Origin of the sequence: Flavihumibacter sp. UBA7668, from assembly GCF_002483205.1 — a bacterium.
Taxonomy (GTDB): Bacteria; Bacteroidota; Bacteroidia; order Chitinophagales; family Chitinophagaceae; genus Flavihumibacter.
In genome coordinates this window covers 557,485-580,506 of sequence record NZ_DLHM01000007.1, presented here as the reverse complement: position 1 = coordinate 580,506, position 23,022 = coordinate 557,485, and the positions used below count along the sequence as shown (strand labels likewise).

General features: G+C 45.0%; 16 protein-coding genes. 6 read left to right on the top strand and 10 right to left on the bottom strand.

Annotated elements, in window-relative coordinates:
• Positions 1 to 42: 42 nt before the first annotated feature.
• The 4 genes from B2746_RS19965 to B2746_RS19950 form a co-directional block, all read right to left on the bottom strand.
• Entirely contained in the window at positions 43 to 2,316 is a 2,274-nt protein-coding gene (locus tag B2746_RS19965) for a PspC domain-containing protein (RefSeq protein WP_290798089.1), read from the bottom strand.
• Between the two features lie 28 nt (positions 2,317 to 2,344).
• Positions 2,345 to 2,713, bottom strand: a complete 369-nt coding sequence (locus B2746_RS19960) for a PadR family transcriptional regulator (RefSeq protein ID WP_290798084.1) — start codon at positions 2,711 to 2,713, stop codon at positions 2,345 to 2,347.
• 349 nt (positions 2,714 to 3,062) lie between these two features.
• On the bottom strand, positions 3,063 to 6,488 hold the full coding sequence (locus B2746_RS19955; RefSeq protein ID WP_290798081.1) for an amidohydrolase family protein: 3,426 nt from the start codon (positions 6,486 to 6,488) through the stop codon (positions 3,063 to 3,065).
• 45 nt (positions 6,489 to 6,533) lie between these two features.
• Entirely contained in the window at positions 6,534 to 7,478 is a 945-nt protein-coding gene (locus tag B2746_RS19950) for an isopenicillin N synthase family dioxygenase (RefSeq protein WP_290798078.1), read from the bottom strand.
• Between the two features lie 59 nt (positions 7,479 to 7,537).
• On the opposite strand from B2746_RS19950, the gene B2746_RS19945 reads away from it, so the two are divergent.
• Positions 7,538 to 8,560, top strand: a complete 1,023-nt coding sequence (locus B2746_RS19945) for a DUF3089 domain-containing protein (RefSeq protein ID WP_290798076.1) — start codon at positions 7,538 to 7,540, stop codon at positions 8,558 to 8,560.
• Positions 8,561 to 8,564: 4 nt separating this feature from the next.
• Here the strand turns inward: B2746_RS19945 and B2746_RS19940 are convergent, their stop codons facing one another.
• Positions 8,565 to 9,107, bottom strand: coding sequence for an ExbD/TolR family protein (locus tag B2746_RS19940; protein ID WP_290798073.1), 543 nt, complete (start codon positions 9,105 to 9,107; stop codon positions 8,565 to 8,567).
• A gap of 152 nt (positions 9,108 to 9,259) precedes the next feature.
• Positions 9,260 to 10,696 carry an asparagine--tRNA ligase gene (asnS, locus tag B2746_RS19935; protein WP_290798070.1) on the bottom strand — a complete coding sequence of 479 codons (1,437 nt, stop codon included), beginning with the start codon at positions 10,694 to 10,696 and terminating at the stop codon, positions 9,260 to 9,262.
• Between the two features lie 76 nt (positions 10,697 to 10,772).
• Here asnS and B2746_RS19930 point away from each other — a divergent pair, with 76 nt between their 5' ends.
• The 4 genes from B2746_RS19930 to selD all read left to right on the top strand — a co-directional run bounded on the left by B2746_RS19930 (position 10,773) and on the right by selD (position 15,876).
• Positions 10,773 to 11,759, top strand: a complete 987-nt coding sequence (locus B2746_RS19930; RefSeq protein WP_290798067.1) for a 2-hydroxyacid dehydrogenase — start codon at positions 10,773 to 10,775, stop codon at positions 11,757 to 11,759.
• 213 nt (positions 11,760 to 11,972) lie between these two features.
• Entirely contained in the window at positions 11,973 to 13,712 is a 1,740-nt protein-coding gene (gene rho / locus B2746_RS19925) for a transcription termination factor Rho (protein WP_290798065.1), read from the top strand.
• Between the two features lie 82 nt (positions 13,713 to 13,794).
• Entirely contained in the window at positions 13,795 to 14,817 is a 1,023-nt protein-coding gene (mnmH, locus tag B2746_RS19920; RefSeq protein WP_290798063.1) for a tRNA 2-selenouridine(34) synthase MnmH, read from the top strand.
• Between the two features lie 3 nt (positions 14,818 to 14,820).
• Positions 14,821 to 15,876, top strand: a complete 1,056-nt coding sequence (gene selD / locus B2746_RS19915) for a selenide, water dikinase SelD (RefSeq protein ID WP_290798060.1) — start codon at positions 14,821 to 14,823, stop codon at positions 15,874 to 15,876.
• On the opposite strand, the gene B2746_RS19910 is transcribed toward selD, so the two are convergent.
• From B2746_RS19910 to B2746_RS19895, 4 genes are read right to left on the bottom strand one after another with little or no spacing between them, the layout of a single operon-like run.
• A complete protein-coding gene (locus B2746_RS19910) occupies positions 15,877 to 16,110 on the bottom strand; it encodes a 4a-hydroxytetrahydrobiopterin dehydratase (RefSeq protein WP_290798057.1) in 234 nt (77 codons plus the stop codon).
• Between the two features lie 24 nt (positions 16,111 to 16,134).
• The gene (locus tag B2746_RS19905; RefSeq protein WP_290798054.1) at positions 16,135 to 16,779 is read right to left on the bottom strand and encodes a hypothetical protein; all 645 of its coding nucleotides are present in this window, start codon (positions 16,777 to 16,779) and stop codon (positions 16,135 to 16,137) included.
• A 1-nt stretch (position 16,780) separates the two neighbouring features.
• Positions 16,781 to 17,215, bottom strand: a complete 435-nt coding sequence (locus B2746_RS19900; protein ID WP_290798049.1) for an IPExxxVDY family protein — start codon at positions 17,213 to 17,215, stop codon at positions 16,781 to 16,783.
• 10 nt (positions 17,216 to 17,225) lie between these two features.
• Positions 17,226 to 18,866: a M20/M25/M40 family metallo-hydrolase gene (locus tag B2746_RS19895; RefSeq protein WP_290798045.1), complete on the bottom strand. Its 1,641-nt coding sequence runs from the start codon at positions 18,864 to 18,866 to the stop codon at positions 17,226 to 17,228.
• 147 nt (positions 18,867 to 19,013) lie between these two features.
• On the opposite strand from B2746_RS19895, the gene B2746_RS19890 reads away from it, so the two are divergent.
• A complete protein-coding gene (locus tag B2746_RS19890; RefSeq protein ID WP_290798042.1) occupies positions 19,014 to 22,781 on the top strand; it encodes a DEAD/DEAH box helicase in 3,768 nt (1,255 codons plus the stop codon).
• Positions 22,782 to 23,022 lie beyond the last annotated feature (241 nt).

Below are 23,022 nucleotides of genomic sequence, written 5' to 3'. Positions count from 1 at the left end.
ATCGATGCGGCGGCCGGGTTGGCATATAGAATAGGGGTGTTTTTATCTCAGCAAGGAGGTTAAAATAACCAGGGGACTTGCATCAATATCTGTACTGGGCAAAGAGGGCAATGAATTCATAGAAGGCAGGTAGCCGGAGTTGGATTCATCATCTTCATTTTTTGTAACAGATATTTCTGCTTTTATTTTACCAGTATCTTTTTTAACGGGTTTGTCTTTATCGGGGCCTTTATATTCATACCCTTTGTTGCTGTCTATAATTTCACCTTCTCCTTCGATGGTTACACCTTTGTCATCGATTTTAAATTTGAACTTACCTTCTTTCAGTTCTTTTTCAGAGAAATCGCTTACGCGTTTCAATCCGTCGCGGGTCATTACATATTCAATGTTATTGTCCCATGAATAGGAGTCGTCCCAGTTATTATCCCAGCTTACATTGAAACCTCTTCTGCGGTTCATGTTTACATTGAACCATTCGAAGTCTTCTATGCTGCGGTCGATTTCAATTCTTTTTCCGATAGGTACTTCTATAACAACAAGTACCTGCTGATTACGAAATTTATCTCCTGAGGTGATTACAAATCCTCTGGGCAATTGTAATACACTGTCCAGTTGATTGATGGGAAACTCGATATGTTCTGCCAGTTCTTTGGCTTTATTATTGGTGTTACTGCGACTGAATTTTATGGTATAGGCATGAAAGTTACTATCGTTGCTTTTCACCACGTTTAACCGAACGGTTTTAAGCATGAGGCTATCGCGGTTGATACCATAGAAAGGCGCATCTTCATCCCATTCGATGCCGAACCAGTCATCACCATAGTAGCGGATATTATTACCAACAGCTTCCACAAAGAGTTTGTCGTTGCTGGGTTGTTGCATGGTAACAGTATGTTCCACACCGGCGCGATTTTTAAAATTGCGAGCCATTAATCCCGCCAGAAAAATAAAGCTGAACAAGCCGATCACCCATAGTCCGCCGAAGGTGTAACCCAGGTAATTATTGGTACTTTTCACACCCATGATGCGGCGTACCAGCCAGGTAATCAGGGCAATGATGGGTACTCCCATGAAAAGAATGATACTTGACCAGGCGAGGCTGTTTTGCCAGAAACCTTCCAGGAAGAAATCCTTGATGGGGAAGATGGCCATCCCGCTAAACAGAATTCCGAGCAGGGCAAAGAATAAGGAGATGGCAACTATGGCGGCGATAACAAAAAAGAATATTTTGAATAACATACCGATTGCATATCCCAATCCGGATCCGGCCCTTCTTGCAACAGGAGCAGCTTCTTCAGCGAATGCTTTGCCGTGGGTGCTAAACTGTTGGGCGGTTTGTTTTACTTCCGCGCCCCAGTTTTGCGCGCGGGTCTTAAAAGACTCGAGATCCCCTTTAACGGTATCGCGGATAGAGTTCAGGTCGATGCGTTCGCCTTTCATTTCCAGCTTTTCAGCGGCAGTGGTGGCATAGGGTACAGCGATCCAGAGTACGAGGTACACAACAAACAGGGTGGAGCCTAATCCGCCTGAAATGATACGTGGACCAATCATAAAATCCCAATCCCAAAAGAAGGCATTGAATCCGCTGCCGATGATGCCCAGGATAAGGGGGAGGGCAAAAATGAGGCGGGGAATCCAGGAGGCGATATTGAAATATACAGCCAGACCTCCTGCTACACCAGCGATGACTTTATCATCCGGATTGCGGTACAGGCGCTTGGTGATATTGGAGCTGAGTGATTGGGAGGGGACAATGATCCAGAGCAGGATATATACCCAGAACAGCGCACCGGCGAGCAATACGAAGATGATTCGCATAATCACAGGGTCTATGCCAAGGTAATTGGCCAGTCCGCTACACACACCACCGAGGATTTTATCATCTGCATTGCGGTAAAGATTTCCTCTGCGGAAATTACCACTGCTATAGGTACTGCCTGTAAAGGTTGATCCTGTGCCGGATGAGGAACTGCTGCCCTGGTATCCGGCAGACTGATTGGCAGAAGAGCCGGTGCTGCTTCCCATACCGGTTGCGGTGAAGACGTCGGCTTCGGCTGCTTCCAGCTCTTCTGGACGTCCCATACTGGCGATAATGGTGTTCACGTCTTCATCTGTAATGCAAACTGCACCTTTTTTCAGACGATCAGAGAATAACTCGGCGATCCGGCCTTCGATATCGTTGATGATCTCATCGCGCCCCTCTTCATTAGCGAAATAGCGACGCAGGCTCTCGGTATATTGCTTCAACAGATCGAAAGCGGTTTCCTCTATAGGAATCACCCGACCGTGGAAGTTTATATTGATGACCTTTTTCATAATTGATAAGTATTAGCAGGTTGAAGTATTAGTTGGTAGTTGGGTTATCAGGAATATTGGGAAGTAATTCGGATTTGCTGGTTAATGCCTTGACACCGTTGGCCAGTTCAATCCAGGTTGCTTCCAGTTCCTGGTAGAAGGCCTCTCCTTTTTCGGTGAGGGAGAAGTACTTCCGGGGAGGACCGGAATTGCTTTCTACCCAGCGATAGGTGAGCATGTCTGCATTTTTGAGGCGGGTAAGCAGTGGATAAAGCGTGCCTTCCAGAATTTGGAGGTTGGCTGCCCGCATCTCATCCACAATATCACTTGGATAGGCTTCACCCCGGCGGATAATTGACAGGATACAGAATTCCAGTATCCCTTTCCGCATTTGGCTTTGAGTGTTTTCTATGTTCATGGCATTCTTTGTTTTAAAAGGGCTGGTGGCGGTGAAGGCGAGGGGATAAGGTTTACGTGTTTGGATAAGGTTCATTCGCCAATGGCCACCAGCCCTGTTCTATACCTTTGACAACACAAATCTATGGAAAGTTTCAGTACTATGCAAAATAAAGTACCGGACAAACGAAGGTAATCTTGATTGAACAATAACTGGTTTAACGCGAAATGCAGTCTGGATAAGACTTTTATCGTTTTGACTGAGTTTCAGAAAAATTTATGCCATTCGACGAACGGCGTTTTTCGGGGTTAAACGGCGCGCCCTTTCACCCGACCGGTGCCACCCGACCGGTGGCACCGGTCGGGTGAAATTAGTTGCGGGGGGTTGGGGTAGGATAAGAAAACTCTTCACGGGAGAGAGGTTTTTGACGGGGATGGAGCTCATCTGCTGTATTCCCGTCGTATAAACGCCCGTTTTTAACCACCCAGCGCACGGAATTGGTGTTCCGGATATTTTCCAGCGGATTGGAATCAAGAATTACCAGATCCGCGATTTTACCGGATTCGATACTGCCCAGATTGCTATCCAGTCCCAAAGTTTTTGCCCCCAGAATAGTAGCGGTTTTTAATGCATTATGGGTACTCATCCCTCCGCTTTGCATGGACCATAGTTCCCAGTGGTAACCGAGTCCCTGGAATTCGCCATGACTTCCAACTCCTGCAAGGGCTCCCTGCTCTACCAGTGATTTCATGCTTTCCGCATGTTTTTGAAAGACATGCTCTTCGGGCAGAAACCAGCCCTGAACCCGACGGGTTTTAGCTGCCAGCTCTTCATACGGCATGAAATGCTGCATCTTTTTATTATGGTAGGGGTTTTCTGTCTGGAAATAAAAGTTCTCTGCCCAGGGACCACCGTAGGAAACCAGTAAGGTTGGAGTCACTGCCATCTGGGCTTTCGCAATAGCACCTGTAACATCCCTGTAAAGCGGATATATTGGTAAGGAATGTTCGTGGCCGGGATAACCATCAATCAGGTTGGTCATATTCAATTTGAAATTCAATCCCCCTTCTGTTGTGGGATGTAAACCCTGGTTACGGGCGGCATTCAGAATCCATTGGCGTTGCTGGCGGTTGCCGGTCAGGTACATCTTAATATAGTTGGTATGGTAATATTTTGAGTATTGTTCCAAAATACTTTCGGCCTGTGCGGAATCTTTTACATTATAAGACCAGAATCCCACACCCGGACCTGTAGAATAAACTCTTGGTCCCACCATCTGACCGGATTCAACGAGATCGGAATAAGTTAGTACATCGGTGGTACCGGTTTGTGGATCCATGGTTGTGGTAACACCATAAGCCAGATTAACCGCATAGATCCAAATCTGATTTTTATGCATGGTCCAGTTGGGCCACATATGTGCATGGGTATCAATAAAACCGGGAAGGATGGTTTTTCCGCCCGCATTAATTTCTTTCGCTCCATTCGGAATACTCAAGCTGCCAGCTGGACCTACAGCCCTGATGCGATTATTTACCACAAGCAAATCACCGTTCTCAATGATTTCATCCCCCTTCATGGTTATAATCCGGGCATTGCGAAAAACCAGGGTACCCTGCGGAATATCCCGCTGATAATAAATTTTGATGGCATTTTCCTCGGGTTTGTATGCCGCCTCTTTTTTTGCTGCAGCAATACTGTCTTTAGCATTTTTTGATGTATCCGTGGCGGATTTTGCAAGTGCCGTCCGTTTTTTTGCAGCAACCAGGCTGTCCTCGATGCGTTGCGCCTCGTCGATATCGTAAATAAAATGAGCATTCCCAATCGACCAGTGAATCTTTTTGCTATTGCCTGCCCAGGCCGGAAATTCACCGCCGATGGTGGTTAGTTTTTTTGCAGGGAATGCGGCGGTTGCGGCATCGGCCAGATTGATTGTAACTGTTTTGCCGGTAAGAGGAATGGTTAACCAGTATATTTCATTATTGATTTGTGCAAGGGCCCTGCTTCCATCAGGTGCCATCCTTATTTGAGAAGCGTTGGAAGGAAGCTGCATTTCCATGGCTGCTGCATTTGCTTCAGTCAGCATACAGGCATCCAGTTGCGGATTACCATTTTGAAAATGACTGATGCCATAGGTAGTAATGCCAGTGATTTTAGCATGGATTTTTTCGTCACTGCCATCCCACTGGATGGATACCAGCTGCCCGTTTTGGGTGAGGTAAATTCGGTTATCCCTGCTCGTGAAATGGGGTTGATATCGCCCCAGTGCTTTATCAATTACTGTTATGTTTCCACCATTGGCCGGTATCCAGGCCAACTCTTCTTCTGCATTATTATAAAAAGGCCGGATTGCCTGCTGGTAGGCTTCCGTTGAGGCATGTTGGAAAACTATGCGATCGCCAGCCGGATTGAAAACCAGAAACTGATAGAGTCCGGGTTGCTTCGTGAGTTGCTGAATAGGTTTTTTCCCATTGATACCAGCTTTATAAATATGACCACCTTTAGGCGTCCAGGTGCTAAAAATTAAATCATTGCCATCTGGCGACCAGGCGGGCATTGCTTCGGTGAAATTATTGGTGGTCACTCTTTTCGGTTGTCCATTTGGGTAATCCATAATGTACAAACGGTTCAGTGCTGTGAAAGCCAGTTTTTTTCCATCGGGCGATGGAACAGCCTGCCTGATTTGCGTAACGAGTGCATGCGAAGTGTCTGTGATGGGAAACTGAAAATCAAGTTGTGGCCCAAGTTCCAGCATGCTTTCTACCTGAAAAGGGATTTCAGTGGCGGGTTTGCCATCAAGCGGAATCCGTTTTATTTTTCCGTCTGTTGAAGCAATCAGCGCTTTATTATCAGGAGTGAAACACATGCCGGGTAATACGCCCATGGTGGCAATGCTTTCCTGTTCATCCCGCTGGAAGGGATAAATCAGCCAGGATTCCTTACCTGATTGCAGGTCTCTTAGGATGAGTCCGGTTTTTTCTTCATAGCGGCTTCCGTAAACCATCCATTTTCCATCTTTGGAAAGAACAGGAGCAAAGGCGGAACCATATCGATCGGTGATTGTGCGGTGTTTGGCTTTTTCCCGATCATACAATCCAATTTGGTATTGCGGCATGGAAGCATTGTAATTCCATCCTCCATTCCGGGCTGAGAAATAGATGTACCGGCCATCTGCGCTCACTGCCGGATCGATTGTTTTCAGGGATGCAGGGGCATCAATCAGCTGCACGCCACCGCCTCCGTTTTTATGGATCATGTAAAGTTGAACATTGATACGGCCTTTTGCAAACACGATGTATTCGCCGTCGGGAGTCCATGCTGCACTAGGGAAATTCATGTTATTGTCTTTCGTAAGTTGCACGGTGTCTTTCTTTTCCAGATCAATATACCAGAGGTTTTCTCCGCCACTACGGTCGGAAGTGAAAAGAATTCGTTTGCCATCCGGACTATAACGCGGATGTGTATCAAACGCCATTCCACGGGTAACTTGTGTGGCTTTTCCGCCGGAGGAAGGGATGGTGTAGAGATCGCCCAGGAGGTCAAAAACGATGGTATTGCCATCCGGACTCATATCTACCGAGAGCCAGGTGCCTTCATTGGTTTTGATGGGAAGGTTACGTGCTGCTTTTAAAGGCAGGTTTTTGAAAGGTGTATATTGAATACTGTCCTTTTTGGTGGTATCTGTTAGAGGCTGGTTGTAATTGAATTTTGGGGCGGGATGAGCGTATAAGGGATGAACACTCAACATAGAAAAGAGGCAGACCGGAACAGCGGTCAGCAGACGATTCAAGCACATAAAAAAGGAATTTATGCTTAGAAATTAAGCATTAAACGCCAGATTTTATTTTTTTAGGCCGATTTCACGGAGGCGTTCATCCAGGTATTCGCCGGCGGTAGTATCAGGATAGGCTTTTGGATGGTTTGCGTCGATACACGAGGGCAGACAGGCCAGACTCATTTTGCTTTTTGGGTGTAAGAAAAAAGGGATTGAAAAGCGACTGGTATGCCACATTTCTCTGGGAGGGTTAACCACTCTGTGCGTCGTAGAACGGAGCTTGTTATTGGTAAGGCGTTGAAGCATATCGCCCACATTTACCACGATTTGTTCAGGTAAAGAGGTTACTCCAACCCATTCATTTTGTTTGGTTAAAATTTGCAATCCATCTGCACTGGCACCCACCAATAAGGTAATCAGGTTAATGTCTTCATGTTGTTCTGCCCGGATTGCAGATTTTGGTTCCTGGGTTATGGGCGGATAATGAATTGCCCGTAAGATGGAATTGCCATCGGTGATGGGGTTGTCAAAAAAATGCTCATCAAGTCCGAGGTAAAGGGCGATCGCCTGCAAGAGTGATTTGCCTGACTTTTCAAAAGCGCGATAGGCCTTGTTGAAAGTTTCTGAGAAACCGGGTACTTCATGAATCTGCACATTATCGGGGTACTCATCTTTTTCGGGTATATCATCCGAAACAGTTTGGCCATGCTGATAAAATTCTTTGAGATCGGGAGCATCACTACCCTTTGCATGCTCCCGACCGAAGGAGGTATAGCCTCTTTGTCCGGCTAATTCGGGAATTTCATAGTGCTTTTTTTTCTCTATTGGCATGGAGAAAAACTGTTGCACGTATTTGTACATATCGTCTATCAGCTCATTGGGGATACCGTGGTTTTTTACGGCCACAAATCCAACTTCTTCATAGGCTTTGCCCAATTGTTGAACAAATTGATTTTTTAGGATTGGGTCACCGCTAAGAAAATCTGCGAGGTTTACAACAGGAATTGCCATATGCAATCGATTTATAGAGGAGAAAAGAGTTATTTTGAGCAGTGAAAATAACTAAATCCTTGAAAAATAGCAGTTGGATCTTACTGGTTGTGATGAGTCTGGTTTCCTGTACAACCAAATCTTTGCCAGTGCAATCAGTTGTTTCCGGTAATTACCAGCTTACTGATTATACCATTTCCGATAACTGGGCGGCCCTTCCGCAAAAAGCAGATCCGTCTGATGAGGTTCCGGCACCTCTGGTTGCAGGTTATCTGAAAGACACAACAGTGGATGTGTTTTTTATTCATCCTACCACATTTACCGGTGATTTTACCGGTAGTTGGAATGCAGATGTAAAGGATAATGGATTGAACAAAAAAACGGATGCTAGTACGATTCGATTTCAGGCCAGTGCGTTTAATGAATTCAATTTATATGCACCGCGGTATCAGCAGGCGCATATACATAGTTTTTATACAGATCAGAAAAAAAATTCAGCAGCTGCGCTGGGAAGGGCTTATGCTGATGTAAAATCAGCTTTTGAATATTTTCTGGCTAATTGGAATCAGGGTAAGCCTATTATTATTGCTGCACATAGTCAGGGTGCATTTCATGCAAAGCAATTGGTGCGCGAATTTTTTGAAGGGAGGGAGTTGGAAAATAAATTGGTTGCTGCTTATTTAATCGGATTGCCGGTTGAGCCGGATTATTTCTCCCAGTTACCTTTATGCGAAGATTCAGTTCAAACCGGATGTTACCTTGGCTGGCGAACATTTCGACAGGGCTTCGAGCCGGAATTTGATTCGAGCTTTCGTAATTCGGTGGTGGTGAATCCGTTAACCTGGAAGGCTGATAGTTCTTATGCTGATCCGACATTGCATAAAGGAGCGGTTTTGCGGAATTTCAATAAAGTATATTACAAGGTAAGTGATGCGCAGGTCCATAAGGATCTGTTGTGGGTGAGCCGGCCCAAATTTCCCGGCAGCCGATTATACAAATCGAAGAATTATCATATTGGCGATATCAATTTATTTTATTTGAATATCAGGGAGAATCTGGCGGCAAGGGTTCGGGCGTTCAGAGAGAAGGAACATACGCATTAAACTGTTATTTGGAAACCAGAGCAAGCTTTGCCTTTTCAATAGTTGGGAGGTTGTCTGATAAACAATACACAGGCACGGCATTGATCAGCAATTCGTCCATCACGTCCACTATATTTTTATAAGAGGCCAGCTGGTCGGGATAAATCAATACGGTGAAATCTTTTAATTTACCCAGGGCGGTAAGTGCTTTTCGTTTTTCGCGAAGGAGATCGCCAACACCATTAGTAGATTGAAAACTTGTTTTGCCGAGCAGATTCAACTGAATTGCTTCGGTTAATTGACCATGAAAATAAATCAGTTCATTGTTTTCTGTTGGGATAAGGGTGAGTGTTGTACTGTTAGCGACATTGGTTTGCTCTCCATCGGCCGGCAGATTGAATTTCATGGCTGTGTTTTCCGACATGGTGGTGGTGAAGATGAAAAAAGTAATAAGCAGGAAACCGAGATCAACCATGGGTGTGAGGTCTACACGGGTGGAGCGTTTTTTACTTTGGGCAACACCAGCCCGTTTGCTGTTTTGGGCAGCATTGGTTTGCATTTCCGCCATAATTAATTGTTTCTTCTATGATGCGGAGGGCGATGAATTTCCATAAGGTGTCAGACACCAGTTAGACAGGTGTCTGACACATGTCTAAGATCGTTCTAACATCTATCTGACACCTCTCTAACAGCGTTCTAACACCTGTCTGACGTTTTCTACTAAAACTCAGCGGATTTTGGCGTTCGGGGAAAGGCGATTACATCACGGATATTGCTCATGCCGGTAACGAAGAGGACCATGCGCTCGAAGCCAAGACCAAAGCCCGCATGCGGAACCGTACCAAAACGGCGGGTATCAAGGTACCACCACAGCTCATCCGCGGGAATGCCCATATCTTTCATGCGCGCTTCCAACACATCCATCCGCTCTTCCCGCTGACTTCCACCCACTATCTCACCAATCCCGGGTGCCAGAATATCCATTGCAGCAACCGTTTTATTATCCTCATTCAGGCGCATATAAAAGGACTTGATATCCTTGGGATAATTCGTAACGATAACCGGTTTTTTAAAATGCTTTTCCACCAGGTAACGCTCATGTTCACTCTGCATATCAACACCCCATTTTACCTCGTACTGGAATTTTTTCTTTTTATAAGCCGGCGATTGTAATAATATCTCAATCGCTTCCGTATAGGTGATGCGTTCGAAGCTGTTATTGAGAACAAACTCCAGTTTCTCCACCAGGCCAAACTCACTGCGTTTATCCGCGGGCAATTGTTTTTCCTCTTCCGCAAGTCGGCCTGCCAGGAATTCAATATCCTCCCGGTTATGCTTCATCACATACCCGATAATATATTTAATGAATGCCTCCGCCAGGTTCATGTTGTCTTCCAGATCAGAGAAAGCCATCTCCGGCTCAATCATCCAGAACTCCGCCAGGTGACGGGTTGTATTGGAATTCTCTGCGCGGAAAGTTGGCCCAAAGGTGTAAATATCGCCAAAGGCTGTAGCCCCCAACTCCCCTTCCAACTGGCCACTAACAGTCAGGTTGGTACTGCGGCCAAAAAAATCTTCCCTGAAATTGATACTGCCATCTTCGTTCCGCGGTGGATTGTCAAAAGGCAGGGTGGTAACCCGAAACATCTCACCGGCACCTTCCGCATCGGAAGCGGTAATTATTGGGGTATGTAAATAGAGAAACCCTTTATCATTAAAAAACTGGTGCACGGCAAAAGCCAGACTGTGCCGAATCCGGAAAATCGACGCAAATGTGTTGGTGCGGAAACGGAGATGCGCTTTTTCACGCAGGAATTCCAGGCTGTGCTTTTTAGGTTGCAATGGATATTTCTCCGGATCCGAATCACCCAGAATTTCAATAGATCCGGCTTTAATCTCCAGCTTTTGTCCTTTTCCAAGGGATGGTATCACAACCCCTGTCACTTTTAATGCAGCACTGGTAGTGATGCGCTTGAGCTTCGCCTCTTCAAATTGTCCCAGTTCAACAACCACCTGCAAATTGGTATTCGTAGAGCCATCATTCAGGGCAATAAACTGATTATTGCGAAAAGTACGCACCCATCCCATTACCGTAACTTCCTGCTGTGCTGGCTCCCAGGTCAGCAAATGACTTATTTTTACTCGATTGTTGAACATGACATCTGTTTAAGGTCGGCAAAGATAAGCCGAATCCCTGTTTAGCCGTTCTTCTTTAACCTTCATCCTTATTGATATGAAAATTTTGTTTTATTCGAGCCAGCCTTACGACAAGTCTTATTTTAATCGCCTGGGGGGCGATATGGACCTGCAATACCTCGACACCCAGCTAACAGAGCAAACAGCCGGACTAGCGCAAGGCTTCGCTGTTATCTGTGCATTTGTAAACGATAAACTGGATGCTTCGGTACTTGAACAATTAAAAAAAGGAGGTACCGGTCTTATCGCCCTGCGTTGTGCCGGCTATAATAATGTGGACCTGCAGGCTGCTGCAGACCTGGGCATCCGGGTGGTGCGCGTACCGGCCTATTCTCCTCATGCTGTTGCAGAATTCGCCGTAGCATTGTTATTAACCTTAAACAGAAAAACACATAAGGCCTATAACCGGGTGCGCGATGGCAATTTCTCACTCGACCGCTTAACCGGATTTGATCTCGCCGGCAAAACAGTTGGGGTAATAGGAACCGGCCAGATTGGCCAGGTGTTTTGCAGCATTATGAAAGGATTTGGTTGTCGGGTGCTGGCATTCGATCTGATTGCCAATCGTACCCTGGAAGCAGACGGCGTATCGTACCTGCCACTGCTGGATCTGCTGGAACAATCGGATATAATCTCGCTGCATTGCCCTTTGAATGAGCAAACCCGTCACCTCATTAATCGTGATACACTATCGCACATGAAAAAAGGTGCTATGCTGATCAATACCGGCAGAGGTGCCCTCATAGATACAGGCGCTGTAATTGCGGCACTTCAGTCAGGCCAGCTCGGCTATCTGGGAATTGATGTGTACGAACAGGAAGAACATTTATTTTTTTATAACCGGAGCGAAGAAATTATTCAGGATGAACAAATCATGCTGCTGACCAGTTTCCCGAATGTACTGGTTACTGCCCATCAGGGCTTTTTTACCGATGAAGCCCTGTCTGAAATTGCCCATACCACTTTAAACAACATAAGAGCATTCGCCAACAAGCAGCCCCTGGAAAATGAAATAAAGCGATAAAAACCCCCTGAATTTCAGCACAAAATGAAAAAACACGCTCGTTTTTTTTTGAATCTGGCCATTTTAGCATAGAATTGCAGTCGGAAACAAGCTGATTAGTTCTTCCCCAGCTCACCAACTTCTCGCTTGTAGTACACCCAACCAATCATCAATTTTCGATTTTTTTCAACAAGCAAGGCTGATTGAAATCTCACAAAACGCACAAGTCTTAGTATGTATGACATTCTGCAACTGAACGACATGCTCGTTCCAGAGTTGCTCGATATTGCGGAGCAACTGAAAATTTCCAATGCGAAAAAACTTGACAAGCAGGAATTAATCTACAAAATCCTCGACAAGCAGGCTGTTATGGCAAGTGAAAACAAAGGAAACGACAATGCTGATAAAGGCAAACGTAAACGCATTGTAAAAGCAACTACAGGTAATTCTACGGAAGAGGCAATCGTAGAATCAGAGCCGGAAAAGCCCCGTAAACAAGAGCCCCGCAAGCCAATTACCAAAAAAGAAGAGCCGGTTGCCCGTCAGGAAGAACGAAAAGAAGCTCCGGCCAGTCAGGACAAGCAACCTGCTAAACGCGGAAGAAAGAAAGCCGAAGACAAATCAGCCGCACCTCAGCTTGACCTGCAGGAAAATGCACAAAACGAAGTTCCGGACACACAGGAAACCGCAGCACCCGCACAGGTTCCACAACAACCAACCGCTGAACAAGCTGCTCCGGCACAACCACAGGAACAACAACAACCGCAGCAGCCTCAACAACCTCAACAGCCCCAGCATCAGCGACAACCCCAGTTCCAACAACCCCGCAGAGAACAAAGAGATATTTTTAATATTGAATTTGATGGAATCATCCCCGCAGAAGGCGTATTGGAAATGATGCCGGATGGATATGGTTTCCTTCGCAGCAGCGATTATAATTACCTCTCCTCTCCTGATGATGTATATGTTTCTCCTTCCCAGATAAAATTATTCGGCCTTAAAACCGGTGATACGGTGAACGGTTCGGTACGCCCGCCAAAAGAAGGTGAAAAGTATTTCGCACTCCTGAAAGTGGATACCATCAATGGACGCTCTCCGGAAGATGTCCGCGATCGGGTTCCTTTTGATTACCTGACTCCGCTTTTCCCATTCGAGAAACTCAACCTGTTTACTGAACCAAACGGCTACAGTACAAGGATGATTGATCTCTTTGCCCCCATCGGTAAAGGCCAGCGTGGATTGATTGTAGCACAGCCAAAAACCGGTAAAACGGTTCTGCTGAAAGAAGTGGCCAACGCCATTTCTGCCAACCACCCTGAATGTTACCTGATGGTGGTGCTGATTGATGAACGTCCGGAAGAAGTTACCGATATGGAAAGAAGCGTGAAAGCAGAAGTAATTGCTTCCACCTTTGATGAGCCCGCTGAAAAACACGTAAAAGTTTCGGCCATTGCTTTGCAGAAAGCCAAGCGTCTGGTAGAATGCGGACATGATGTGATCATCCTGCTCGATTCAATTACCCGTCTGGCCAGGGCACATAATACAGTGGCCCCATCCTCCGGTAAGGTATTGAGTGGTGGTGTGGAAGCAAATGCCATGCAGAAACCAAAACAATTCTTTGGTGCAGCCCGTAAAATTGAAAATGGCGGATCACTTACCATCCTGGCAACTGCCCTGATTGATACCGGCTCTAAAATGGACGAGGTTATCTTCGAAGAATTTAAAGGAACCGGTAATATGGAATTGCAACTGGATCGCCGCCTTGCCAATCGTCGGGTATATCCGGCTATTGACCTGGTTGCATCTTCTACCCGCCGCGATGACCTGCTGCTTGATCGGGATGTATTACAACGCATCAACCTGCTCCGCCTCTATCTCAACGATATGAATACAGAAGAAGCGATGTCTGAGTTACTGAAGCGAATGAGAGGCACCAAAAGCAACGAAGAATTCCTGGCCAGTATGAATGGCTAATAAAAGATAGTTCAACAAGCAAACTGGTCCGCACTACGCAGGCCAGTTTTTTTATGTAATATAACATCGCATTTCAAACAATATGGCTGTACAACCAATTGAGCTTTCCCGATTCCTGGAATTGTCTGCCGGCATTCCCATACTGGATGTTCGCAGTCCCGCTGAATATGCTCATGCCCATATTCCTGGTGCCTATTCCTTACCGTTATTCACAGACGAAGAAAGAAAACGGGTAGGTACGGCCTATAAACAGGAAAGCAGGGAAACGGCCATCAAAATCGGTCTGGATTATTTCGGCCCGAAAATGCGTGCCATGGTAGAACAGGTGGAAGCCATGAAAACTGAAGAGGTGCTGGTCCATTGCTGGAGAGGCGGTATGCGGTCATCCGGAGTTGCCTGGCTGCTTGATTTATATGGTTTCAAGGTATATACCCTTAAAGGAGGATATAAATCCTACCGTCAATATATTGTTGAAAGCTTTCAACTTCCGGCAAAGCTTAAAATTCTTGGTGGATATACCGGCAGCGCTAAAACTGCCGTGCTGGAAAAATTACAACGTTTAGGTGAATCTGTTATTAATCTTGAACAGCTTGCCAATCATAAAGGATCCGCTTTTGGTCATCTTGGTTTGGATAAACAACCCAGTCAGGAAATGTTTGAAAACCTGCTTGGAATGGAGATCAGACGAATCAATTCCCAACCCTGCTGGCTGGAAGACGAAAGCTGGCGCATCGGATCAGTACTGATCCCCCAACCCTTCTACAACCAGATGCGGGAAGCTGCCTGCTATTTTCTGGATATCCCTTTTGAAGAAAGACTGCAATACATTTTGCAGGATTATGGAAAGGCATCCAGAGAGGAACTGATCAACAGTGTATTAAAAATTCAGAAACGGTTAGGCGGACTGGAAACCAAAACTGCCATCGGGTTTATAATTGAAAACAACCTGACGGATGCTTTCCGCATACTGTTACAGTATTACGATAAATTTTATCGCAAAGGATTGGCAAGCCGCTCCGCCCATGCACCCGCCATTGTACAGCTGAATGCCGCTTCAGTAGATCCTGATCGCTTAACCCAATTACTTTTAACGAATCAATTATAATTTATGAATTTGTCGGATTATGCTTTAACAGCCTATTCTCATGGTGGTGGTTGTGGCTGTAAAATTGCGCCCAGTGTGCTGGATACCATTTTGCACCAGGCAAAACCAGCTGAATCTTATGAAAACCTGTTGGTGGGAAACCAGAGCCGGGATGATGCAGCCGTATATAACCTTGGAAATGGCCAGGCATTGATATCCACTACAGATTTTTTTATGCCAATTGTGGATGATGCAGTGGATTTTGGAAAAATAGCTTCTGCCAATGCGATCAGTGATGTGTATGCGATGGGTGGAAAGCCGGTCCTCGCAATCGCGATCCTTGGCTGGCCAATTGATAAATTACCTGCGGAACTTGCTAATAAAGTGCTGGAAGGCGCCCGCGCCATCTGTGCAGAAGCCGGAATTCCACTGGCAGGCGGACATAGTATCGACTCACCGGAACCCATATTCGGCCTGGCAGTAAATGGACTTGTGTCCATTGCCAACCTTAAACAAAATAACACGGCGAAAGCCGGTGATCTTTTGTTTCTCACTAAATCTATTGGAACAGGCATTCTTTCAACTGCACAAAAAAGAAAAAAACTTTCACCCAGTCATTACGCCGGCTTGCTGAATCAGTTGATTCAGCTGAACAAAGCAGGAGCAGCCCTGGGAGCCGTTGAAGGAGTACATGCAATGACGGATGTAACCGGCTTCGGGCTGTTGGGTCATTTGATTGAAGTTGCTGAAGGTGCCGGTTTGCATGCCCGAATCAATATGGATGATATCCCCCTATTGGATGGAACCAGCTTTTATCTTGAAGAGGGTATTCAACCAGGCGCAACCAAGCGAAATGCCGCCAGTTATTACCACAAAGTCCAGAACTCCACAGGTAAGGAAGATGCGTGGATCACCGGGTTACTGGCCGATCCTCAAACCAATGGAGGCTTGCTGATTGCAGCGGATCCTGAATCTAAAGAGCAGGTACAACAACTATTGACAGAATTTGGATTAGCTGCCTATAAAGAGCCCATAGGAACCTTATATGAATCGGGGACAAGGGTAGTTGAGCTGATCTGATCAATTCAGCAGCGTATCAATTTTGGCAGCCAGCTTGCGATCCTTTTCAGTGATGATATCCCCCGCATCATGTGTATTCAGCCAAACTTCAACCGTGTTCCAGACATTTGTCCAGCGCGGATGGTGATTCATCTGTTCTGCCAGTAAGGCAACTCTTGTCATAAAAGCAAATGCTTCAGAAAAATCAGCGAAGCTGAATTTTCGATACAAGCTGTTTTCGGTTTCCTGCCACATAAGATGAAGTTTATAAGTTGAAGATTAGAGGTTTCGCACCGAACTTGAAATCCTTGTTTTAAATCCGTTAAAACGAATTTCTTTGGTTGGGCGAAATCCTACTTTTTCCTGCGAAAGAATGGCTGCGCGATTAATGGACCGGATGATGGTAATAACGTTTGTTTTGCCGGCTTCCCTGGCGCGATTCATAAGGTATACCGCAGCAAATCCGTGAAAACCATTTCCCCGGTAATCTGGATGGCAATAACCATCGTACAGGTAAGCTTCCGCTGCACCCAATTGAAGTGTATGAAAAGCATCCAGATAATCAGGGAATTCTATCTTTTCAAAGGAAAGCCAGAAATAATAAGCAAGTTCATGCGTAGTTTCTACAAAAATTCCCAATCCAATATTTCCGGGTTTTAGGAGTCTGTTTTTAAAACCATGTAATTGTTCCTGCGGAACCCATGTATTGGTGAGCTGATTAATATCCTCCATTGAAAGCTCTCTGCTGTAAAATCCGGCTGCTAAGGGCCGGGTTGTTTTGGCTGAATTCAGCTCCTGTTCAAAAACGGTATAAACTTCATGGTAGTACCCCAGTTTTTCACCAATCTTGGTGAAAACCAGATATAACGCATTTGGAAATCCATATTGTTTAATTGCGTTTGAAAATTGTTGGGTAATAGCCATATTAAAATATCAGGTGTTCCTTGTTTTTGATTTTTTCATTTGTCAGTTCTACCACCAGTTGTACACCGGTAATGGAACGAATACCCAGTTTGATATCAGCAATCAGCTCAGCAGGCACATCATCTCCTTTTATCAACCATAAAAAATCGAGGTGTCGGAATTCCGGTAACAGGTATTCCCCATCGTGGTGATTTTTGTAGAGATAATGAGTTCGAAAGGATTGAGGTTCTTTATGTTCATAAACCGGAAAAAAATAATTCCGGTTCTTTTTATTCAACTGGATTTCCAGCCCGATATTAACTCTGAAACCAAAACGAAACTGTCTGTTCAGGTTCCAGCAAAACTGGTAATCGCGAACTGGAGCTACGATTCCCAGCAGATGAGCGTCTCCAAAAAAATCTTCGGTCATTTCCGAGACGTCCAGTTTCAATTTCATGCGTAAAGTATTAAAATTCTACGGAAGCAGCATGTTCTGTTGAATCTCGCTGGTAAACAACCGTTGTTTTATCTCCTTTGTTGAATTTGCTCAATGCCTGCATATATTGTTCAACCGAAGCTACCGGAAAATCACCCAGTTTTGTAATGATATCTCCAGTCTTCAGTCCGGCTTTTTGGGCTGGTCTGCCTTCAGACACGCCCTCTACCCGTACGCCGTTTCCACTAAATGCATAATCGGGCATTATTCCAAGCGTAACCTTAAAGCGCGCAGATGTTCCCATTTGCTGCTCCCTGGTTTTGGTAAATGCCAGTTTGGGTTGCGATGCGGTTGATTTAATAACTGTCTGAATCAACTGAACAATTCTTAATTGACCCACATAGTTTATGCGGTCCGCATCATCCGAAGGTTTGTGGTAATCCGTATGCAATCCGGTGAAGAAAAAGAGAACCGGGATATCTTTCCGATAAAAGGAAGAATGATCACTTGGGCCAGTACCACTGCTATCGTATTTCAGGGAAAAATAGCGGTTATCAGAAATAGATGAAAAAGTTGTGCTCCATGCAGGTGATGTTCCGTATCCGCCAACAGTGAGTGCTTTGCTGCTGTCGTTCAGGCGACCGACCATGTCCATATTCACCATATAGTTGATGGTGTTCAGTGGAATCGTTGGGTTTTCAGTGAAATATTTTGATCCAAACAATCCCAGTTCTTCAGCAGAAAAGGCAATAAAGAGGTAATTAAATGCGTGTTTTTTTTCTTTTTTCAGGAGACGGGCCAATTCAATCAGCGCTGCAGTACCGCTCGCATTATCATCTGCTCCGTTATGAAGTCCGGGATTTTCTGTGCGAATCATGGAGTTTTCATCTTCCCCATATCCAAGGTGGTCATAATGTGCTCCAATAACAACGGTATTTGCCGCGCCATTATCCATGAAACCGATAACATTCCGACCGGTTCTTTCGAGTTTGTTAAAACCTGTTTTCAGTTTGATTTCCAGCATATCGGTTTCATCATGAAGGTATTTATCCGATTCCTGCTTATTGAGGAAAAAAACCGGAATGGGCAGTTCCTCCCCTTTTTGTTTGGGTTTGTACTGCTGTGCCGGATCATTGAAAACCACCAGTGCCGTTGCGCCTTTTTCTGCGGCCAATTTGATTTTTTCCAAAAGCGCTGCCTCTTCATCAAAATGGGGGTTTGATTTGTTGGCTTCCTTTTCAGCACCAAAATCAAGAAACCAGGGAACTCCTTCTTCTTTCAGTGCTATGGAAGGCATGGCTTCCAGCATTCGTTCCGGCGACAAAGGATGCGGAAAGAAATTCTTCTTATTGATTTCATTTCCATTAATAAAAAGATAAGAGCCCTGCGAATAGTCTTTGCCATCGTAAATGGGGAATTCCTGGTACCATCCATTCTGATTGCCTTTTGGCGTAAGACCAATTGTTGTTAATTGATTTTTAATATAATCAGCCGCAAGTTGTTCTCCCTTTGTACCTGCTCTTCTGCCTTCAAGGCGGTCATCTGCCAGAAAATACACATGTTCTTTCAGTTGTGCCACCACTATTTTATCGGCTTTTTTTAAACGTTGACTGAAGGCGGGCAGCGTGCTGATGAGGCCAGCGGCCAGGAGTGCTCGGGGAAACCAGTTCATAACAATTCGGGCTTTAAAGACAAAGTTATTATTGCCATTGCTAATACCGTGCCGCAATAGGGAATATTTATTATGGTTATCTGCTCCAGTTTCCGTTACTTTTGCAGATTGGCCTGTTCGCAAGCAGGGTAACTTAAAAAAGCTTGAATGGCATTACCGCACCTTATCAAATATGTTTATACCAATGGCACAGATGAAGTGATCCGCAGAGGGAAGAAAATACATGCGATTGGTTATGTAGAGATGGTGGAATATGATGAATTGCTGGGTTCCGTAACGTTTCGGGTGAAAGACGACAGCTACAGCACTTATTATAAAGTGTATGTTCAGAAGTTTGCAGATCCGAAAGCCTTATCGGTTCGTTGCAGTTGTCCCTATAACCTTGGCGATATCTGTCGCCATGAAGCAGCCGCATTGATTCAATTGCAGGAGTTACTGGATAAAAATTTATTGCAGGCAGAAGAAGTTGAATACGATCAGCGACACACGGTAATCAAAATGAAAAGCATTGATCTCAAAACGATCAAACTGCTAAGCGGACCAGAAAACTATAATGCGGCAGAACAATACCTGCGAACCAATAAAGCCAATATAGATTCTGCTGCTGAGGAAGTGGTGAAAGCAACCGTTGAACTGGATGGTACCAGTTACCGCGTGGTTATCAGAAAAAATGAAGAACGGAATTTTGATACCAGTTGCGATTATGTAGATACCAAACATCCACTTTGTTTACCCAAAGTGATTGTATTTCTCCAGTTGTTGAATTCCTTTGGACCCAACTATTTTGATTCCATCCGCAATTGGGATAAAGAAAAGAACAAATTGCTCGAAGCATACGGGTACAGTCTGAATGATGACCTGAAAGGAAAATTTGAGTTTGCTTACAAAGAAGGCAAGCCTTTTCTGCGTGTGCTGGACACTTCCATTAAACGGATCAACCCGCTTCAGGCAACCAGCAGGCCAAGGCCACAGGAGCAGGTAGCTGCAACTGCTGAAACCCCGGAGGTTGAAACTGCAGAAGCCGAGCCGGGAGCGGCATTGCGGGTTGGACTGGTGCTTAATCTGCAGCAAAAAACCTATCCCGGATTTTCTGTGGATGCCATTCAGGGTGAAACAGAAGAATTGCAACAGCGCTTTCTGGGTAAAGTGGAGAAAGTAGATCTTTCGAAGTATGTGAATCTGGAATTGTATCCGGAAGCAGACAGGCCGCTGATTCCGGCACTTCGTCGGATGCAGGAGTCGGAACTAACGAAATACCTCAACCGAAATTCTCCTTTCAGCGGTATCTGGGAAAATATTATTCACCATGAAAGTGAAGAATTGCCTGCAGAAACCAAACATCTGGTGGTGGAATATATGCAGCCCAAATTGCGTAAACTAATGAACGATGTGGCAGATAGCCCCTTTGTTTATTTGTTACCATTGGGAAAGCCATTTAAAACGGATAACCTGCTTTCCATCGGGATTGTAACCGAACCACTGGTTCCCTACTTTAAAGTTCAGCTCAAAGGCAGGCAGTACGAATTAAGCTGCTGGGTGAAAATTAATGGCGCAGAATTAAAACTTACCGATAATAAATTCAGTAGCAATCTCCTGTTTTTTCACAATGATCATATCTATACCTGGCGCAATGAGGAAGATGTGAACCGGGTGGAGACCTTCATGCCAAAGGGTGTCATCACCATAGCGAAATCAGTTTGGCCCATGCAGCTGAAACAACTGGTTTTACCCCTGGCAAAACAATATCATGTTGATTTTGATCCGTCACTTATTTCCTCTTATAAAGATGGAGAGCCGGAACGTCGTTTGATGTTACAGGAAAAGGGAGAATACCTGGTTTTTCAGCCCATATTTTCCTATAAAGGATATGAGACCAGACCCGGTGATAAGGATGAAATTGTGGTACCGGATGGCGATAAAGTGATGATTGTGCATCGTAATAAGGAAGTGGAGCAGCAGTTTCTTTCCAAACTGGAGGCACTTCATTCCAATTTTATACGTCCGGATGGTTCGCAAAACCTGGTGTTGAAAGGTCCGGACGTATTACGGAATAACTGGTTTTTCCTCTTTGTGGATGCCATGAATGAGATGAAAATTCCGGTTTACGGATTTGAGGCACTCAAGAATTTCCGTTTTAATACAGCCAAACCGCAAACCAGGATCCAGATCAGCAGCAATACGGATTGGTTTGATGCTAAGGTCGACATTGTTTTTGGCGACCAGAAAGTTACGGTTGCAGAGGTTAAACGTGCATTGGCAAATAAGCAGCAATTCGTGCAACTGGATGACGGTTCACTTGGGATTTTACCTGAAGAGTGGATCAAGCGATATTCTCTGTTATTCCGGATTGGGGAAGGTAAGGCACAGAGTCTTCGTTTGTCGAAATACCACATGAGTGTGATCGATGAACTGTACAATGAACGGAATGAAGAAGAGCTTTTTGTACAGCTGGAAGAAAAATACGATCGCTTAAGAGGGTTCAAAAGTATCCGGGAAGTGGAACCTCCAGCGCATTTGCAGCCGATACTTCGTCCCTATCAGGCATTTGGATTCCAGTGGCTGAACTATCTGAGTGAGGTGAACTGGGGTGGAATTCTGGCTGATGATATGGGTTTGGGTAAAACCATCCAGTCGCTGAGTTTTCTGCAACACTACCGCGATACCCATGACGGTCTGAAAGCATTGGTTGTTTGTCCCACTACCTTGATGTTCAACTGGGAAAATGAGATCCGCAAATTTGCTCCTTCGCTTACCTACCATATACATCATGGGGGAGAGCGGACGAGGAATAAGGCATTACTTGAAAATAAGAATGTCATCATTACCACCTATGGCACGTTGAGAAGTGATATCAAAATGCTGGTTGAAATGGAATTTGACTGTGTTGTGCTGGATGAATCTCAGGCCATTAAAAATCCATCCAGTAAGGTAACCAAGGCAGCATCTCTTCTACGAGCCAAACATCGGTTGTGCATGAGTGGTACTCCTTTGCAGAACAATACATTTGACATCTATGCCCAGATGAATTTTTTGAATCCGGGTATGCTGGGAAGCATGGAGTTTTTCCGACAGGAGTTTGCAATCCCAATAGATAAATTTGGTGAGCAGGACCGGAAAGATCATTTGAGAAAGATATTATTTCCTTTTATACTTCGCCGCACCAAAGAACAGGTAGCCAAGGATTTACCAGAAAAAACCGAAACCATTCTATGGTGTGAAATGGAGGATGAGCAGCGCAAGATTTATGATGCCTACCGGAATGATTTCAGAGATAAGATACTGGGCACTATTGAAAGTCAGGGTATGCAGAAATCGCAGTTAACGATTTTGCAGGGCTTGATGAAGTTGAGGCAGATCTGTGATTCACCAGCCATTTTGAATGAGCAGGAGAAGTTTGAGAATCATTCGATTAAGCTGGAAGAATTGGGAAGAGAGATTACGGAGAATATCAGCAATCACAAAGCGCTGGTGTTTTCACAGTTCCTGGGTATGCTGGCATTGATCCGGAAAAAGCTGACGGAACTGGAAGTGGAATACGAATATTTTGATGGCAGCACTTCAGCAATAGACCGGGAGAAAGCGATACAACGCTTTCAGAACGATGATAAATGCCGGATTTTCCTGATTTCTTTAAAAGCAGGGGGTGTGGGTCTGAACCTAACTGCAGCGGATTACGTATATATTGTGGATCCCTGGTGGAATCCTGCAGTGGAACAGCAGGCAATTGACCGGACGCACCGGATTGGGCAAACCAAGAACATATTTGCTTACCGGATGATTTGTAAGGATACTATTGAGGATAAAATACTTCAGTTACAGGATCGTAAGCGGGTATTGGCGCGTGATCTGATAGCGGATGATGAAGGCTTTGTGAAGAATCTGACGAGAGAGGATGTGGAATATCTGTTTTCATAGGTGAAAGGTGAAAGGTGAGAAGTGAAAGGTTGGACGTGAAAAGTGAGAGGTTAGAGGTGAGATTATAGGTGGATGGCTGCAGGGTTTAACGGTTTTCGTTTCACCTTTCACTTCTCATCTTTCATATTTCACCTCTCTGGTTTCACCTCTCTGGTTTCACCTTTCACGTTTCACCTTTCACGCAAAAAAAGCCCCGCTTTTTTTGCGGAGCTTCACTCTTCGAATATGGAGTTGGGTTAGT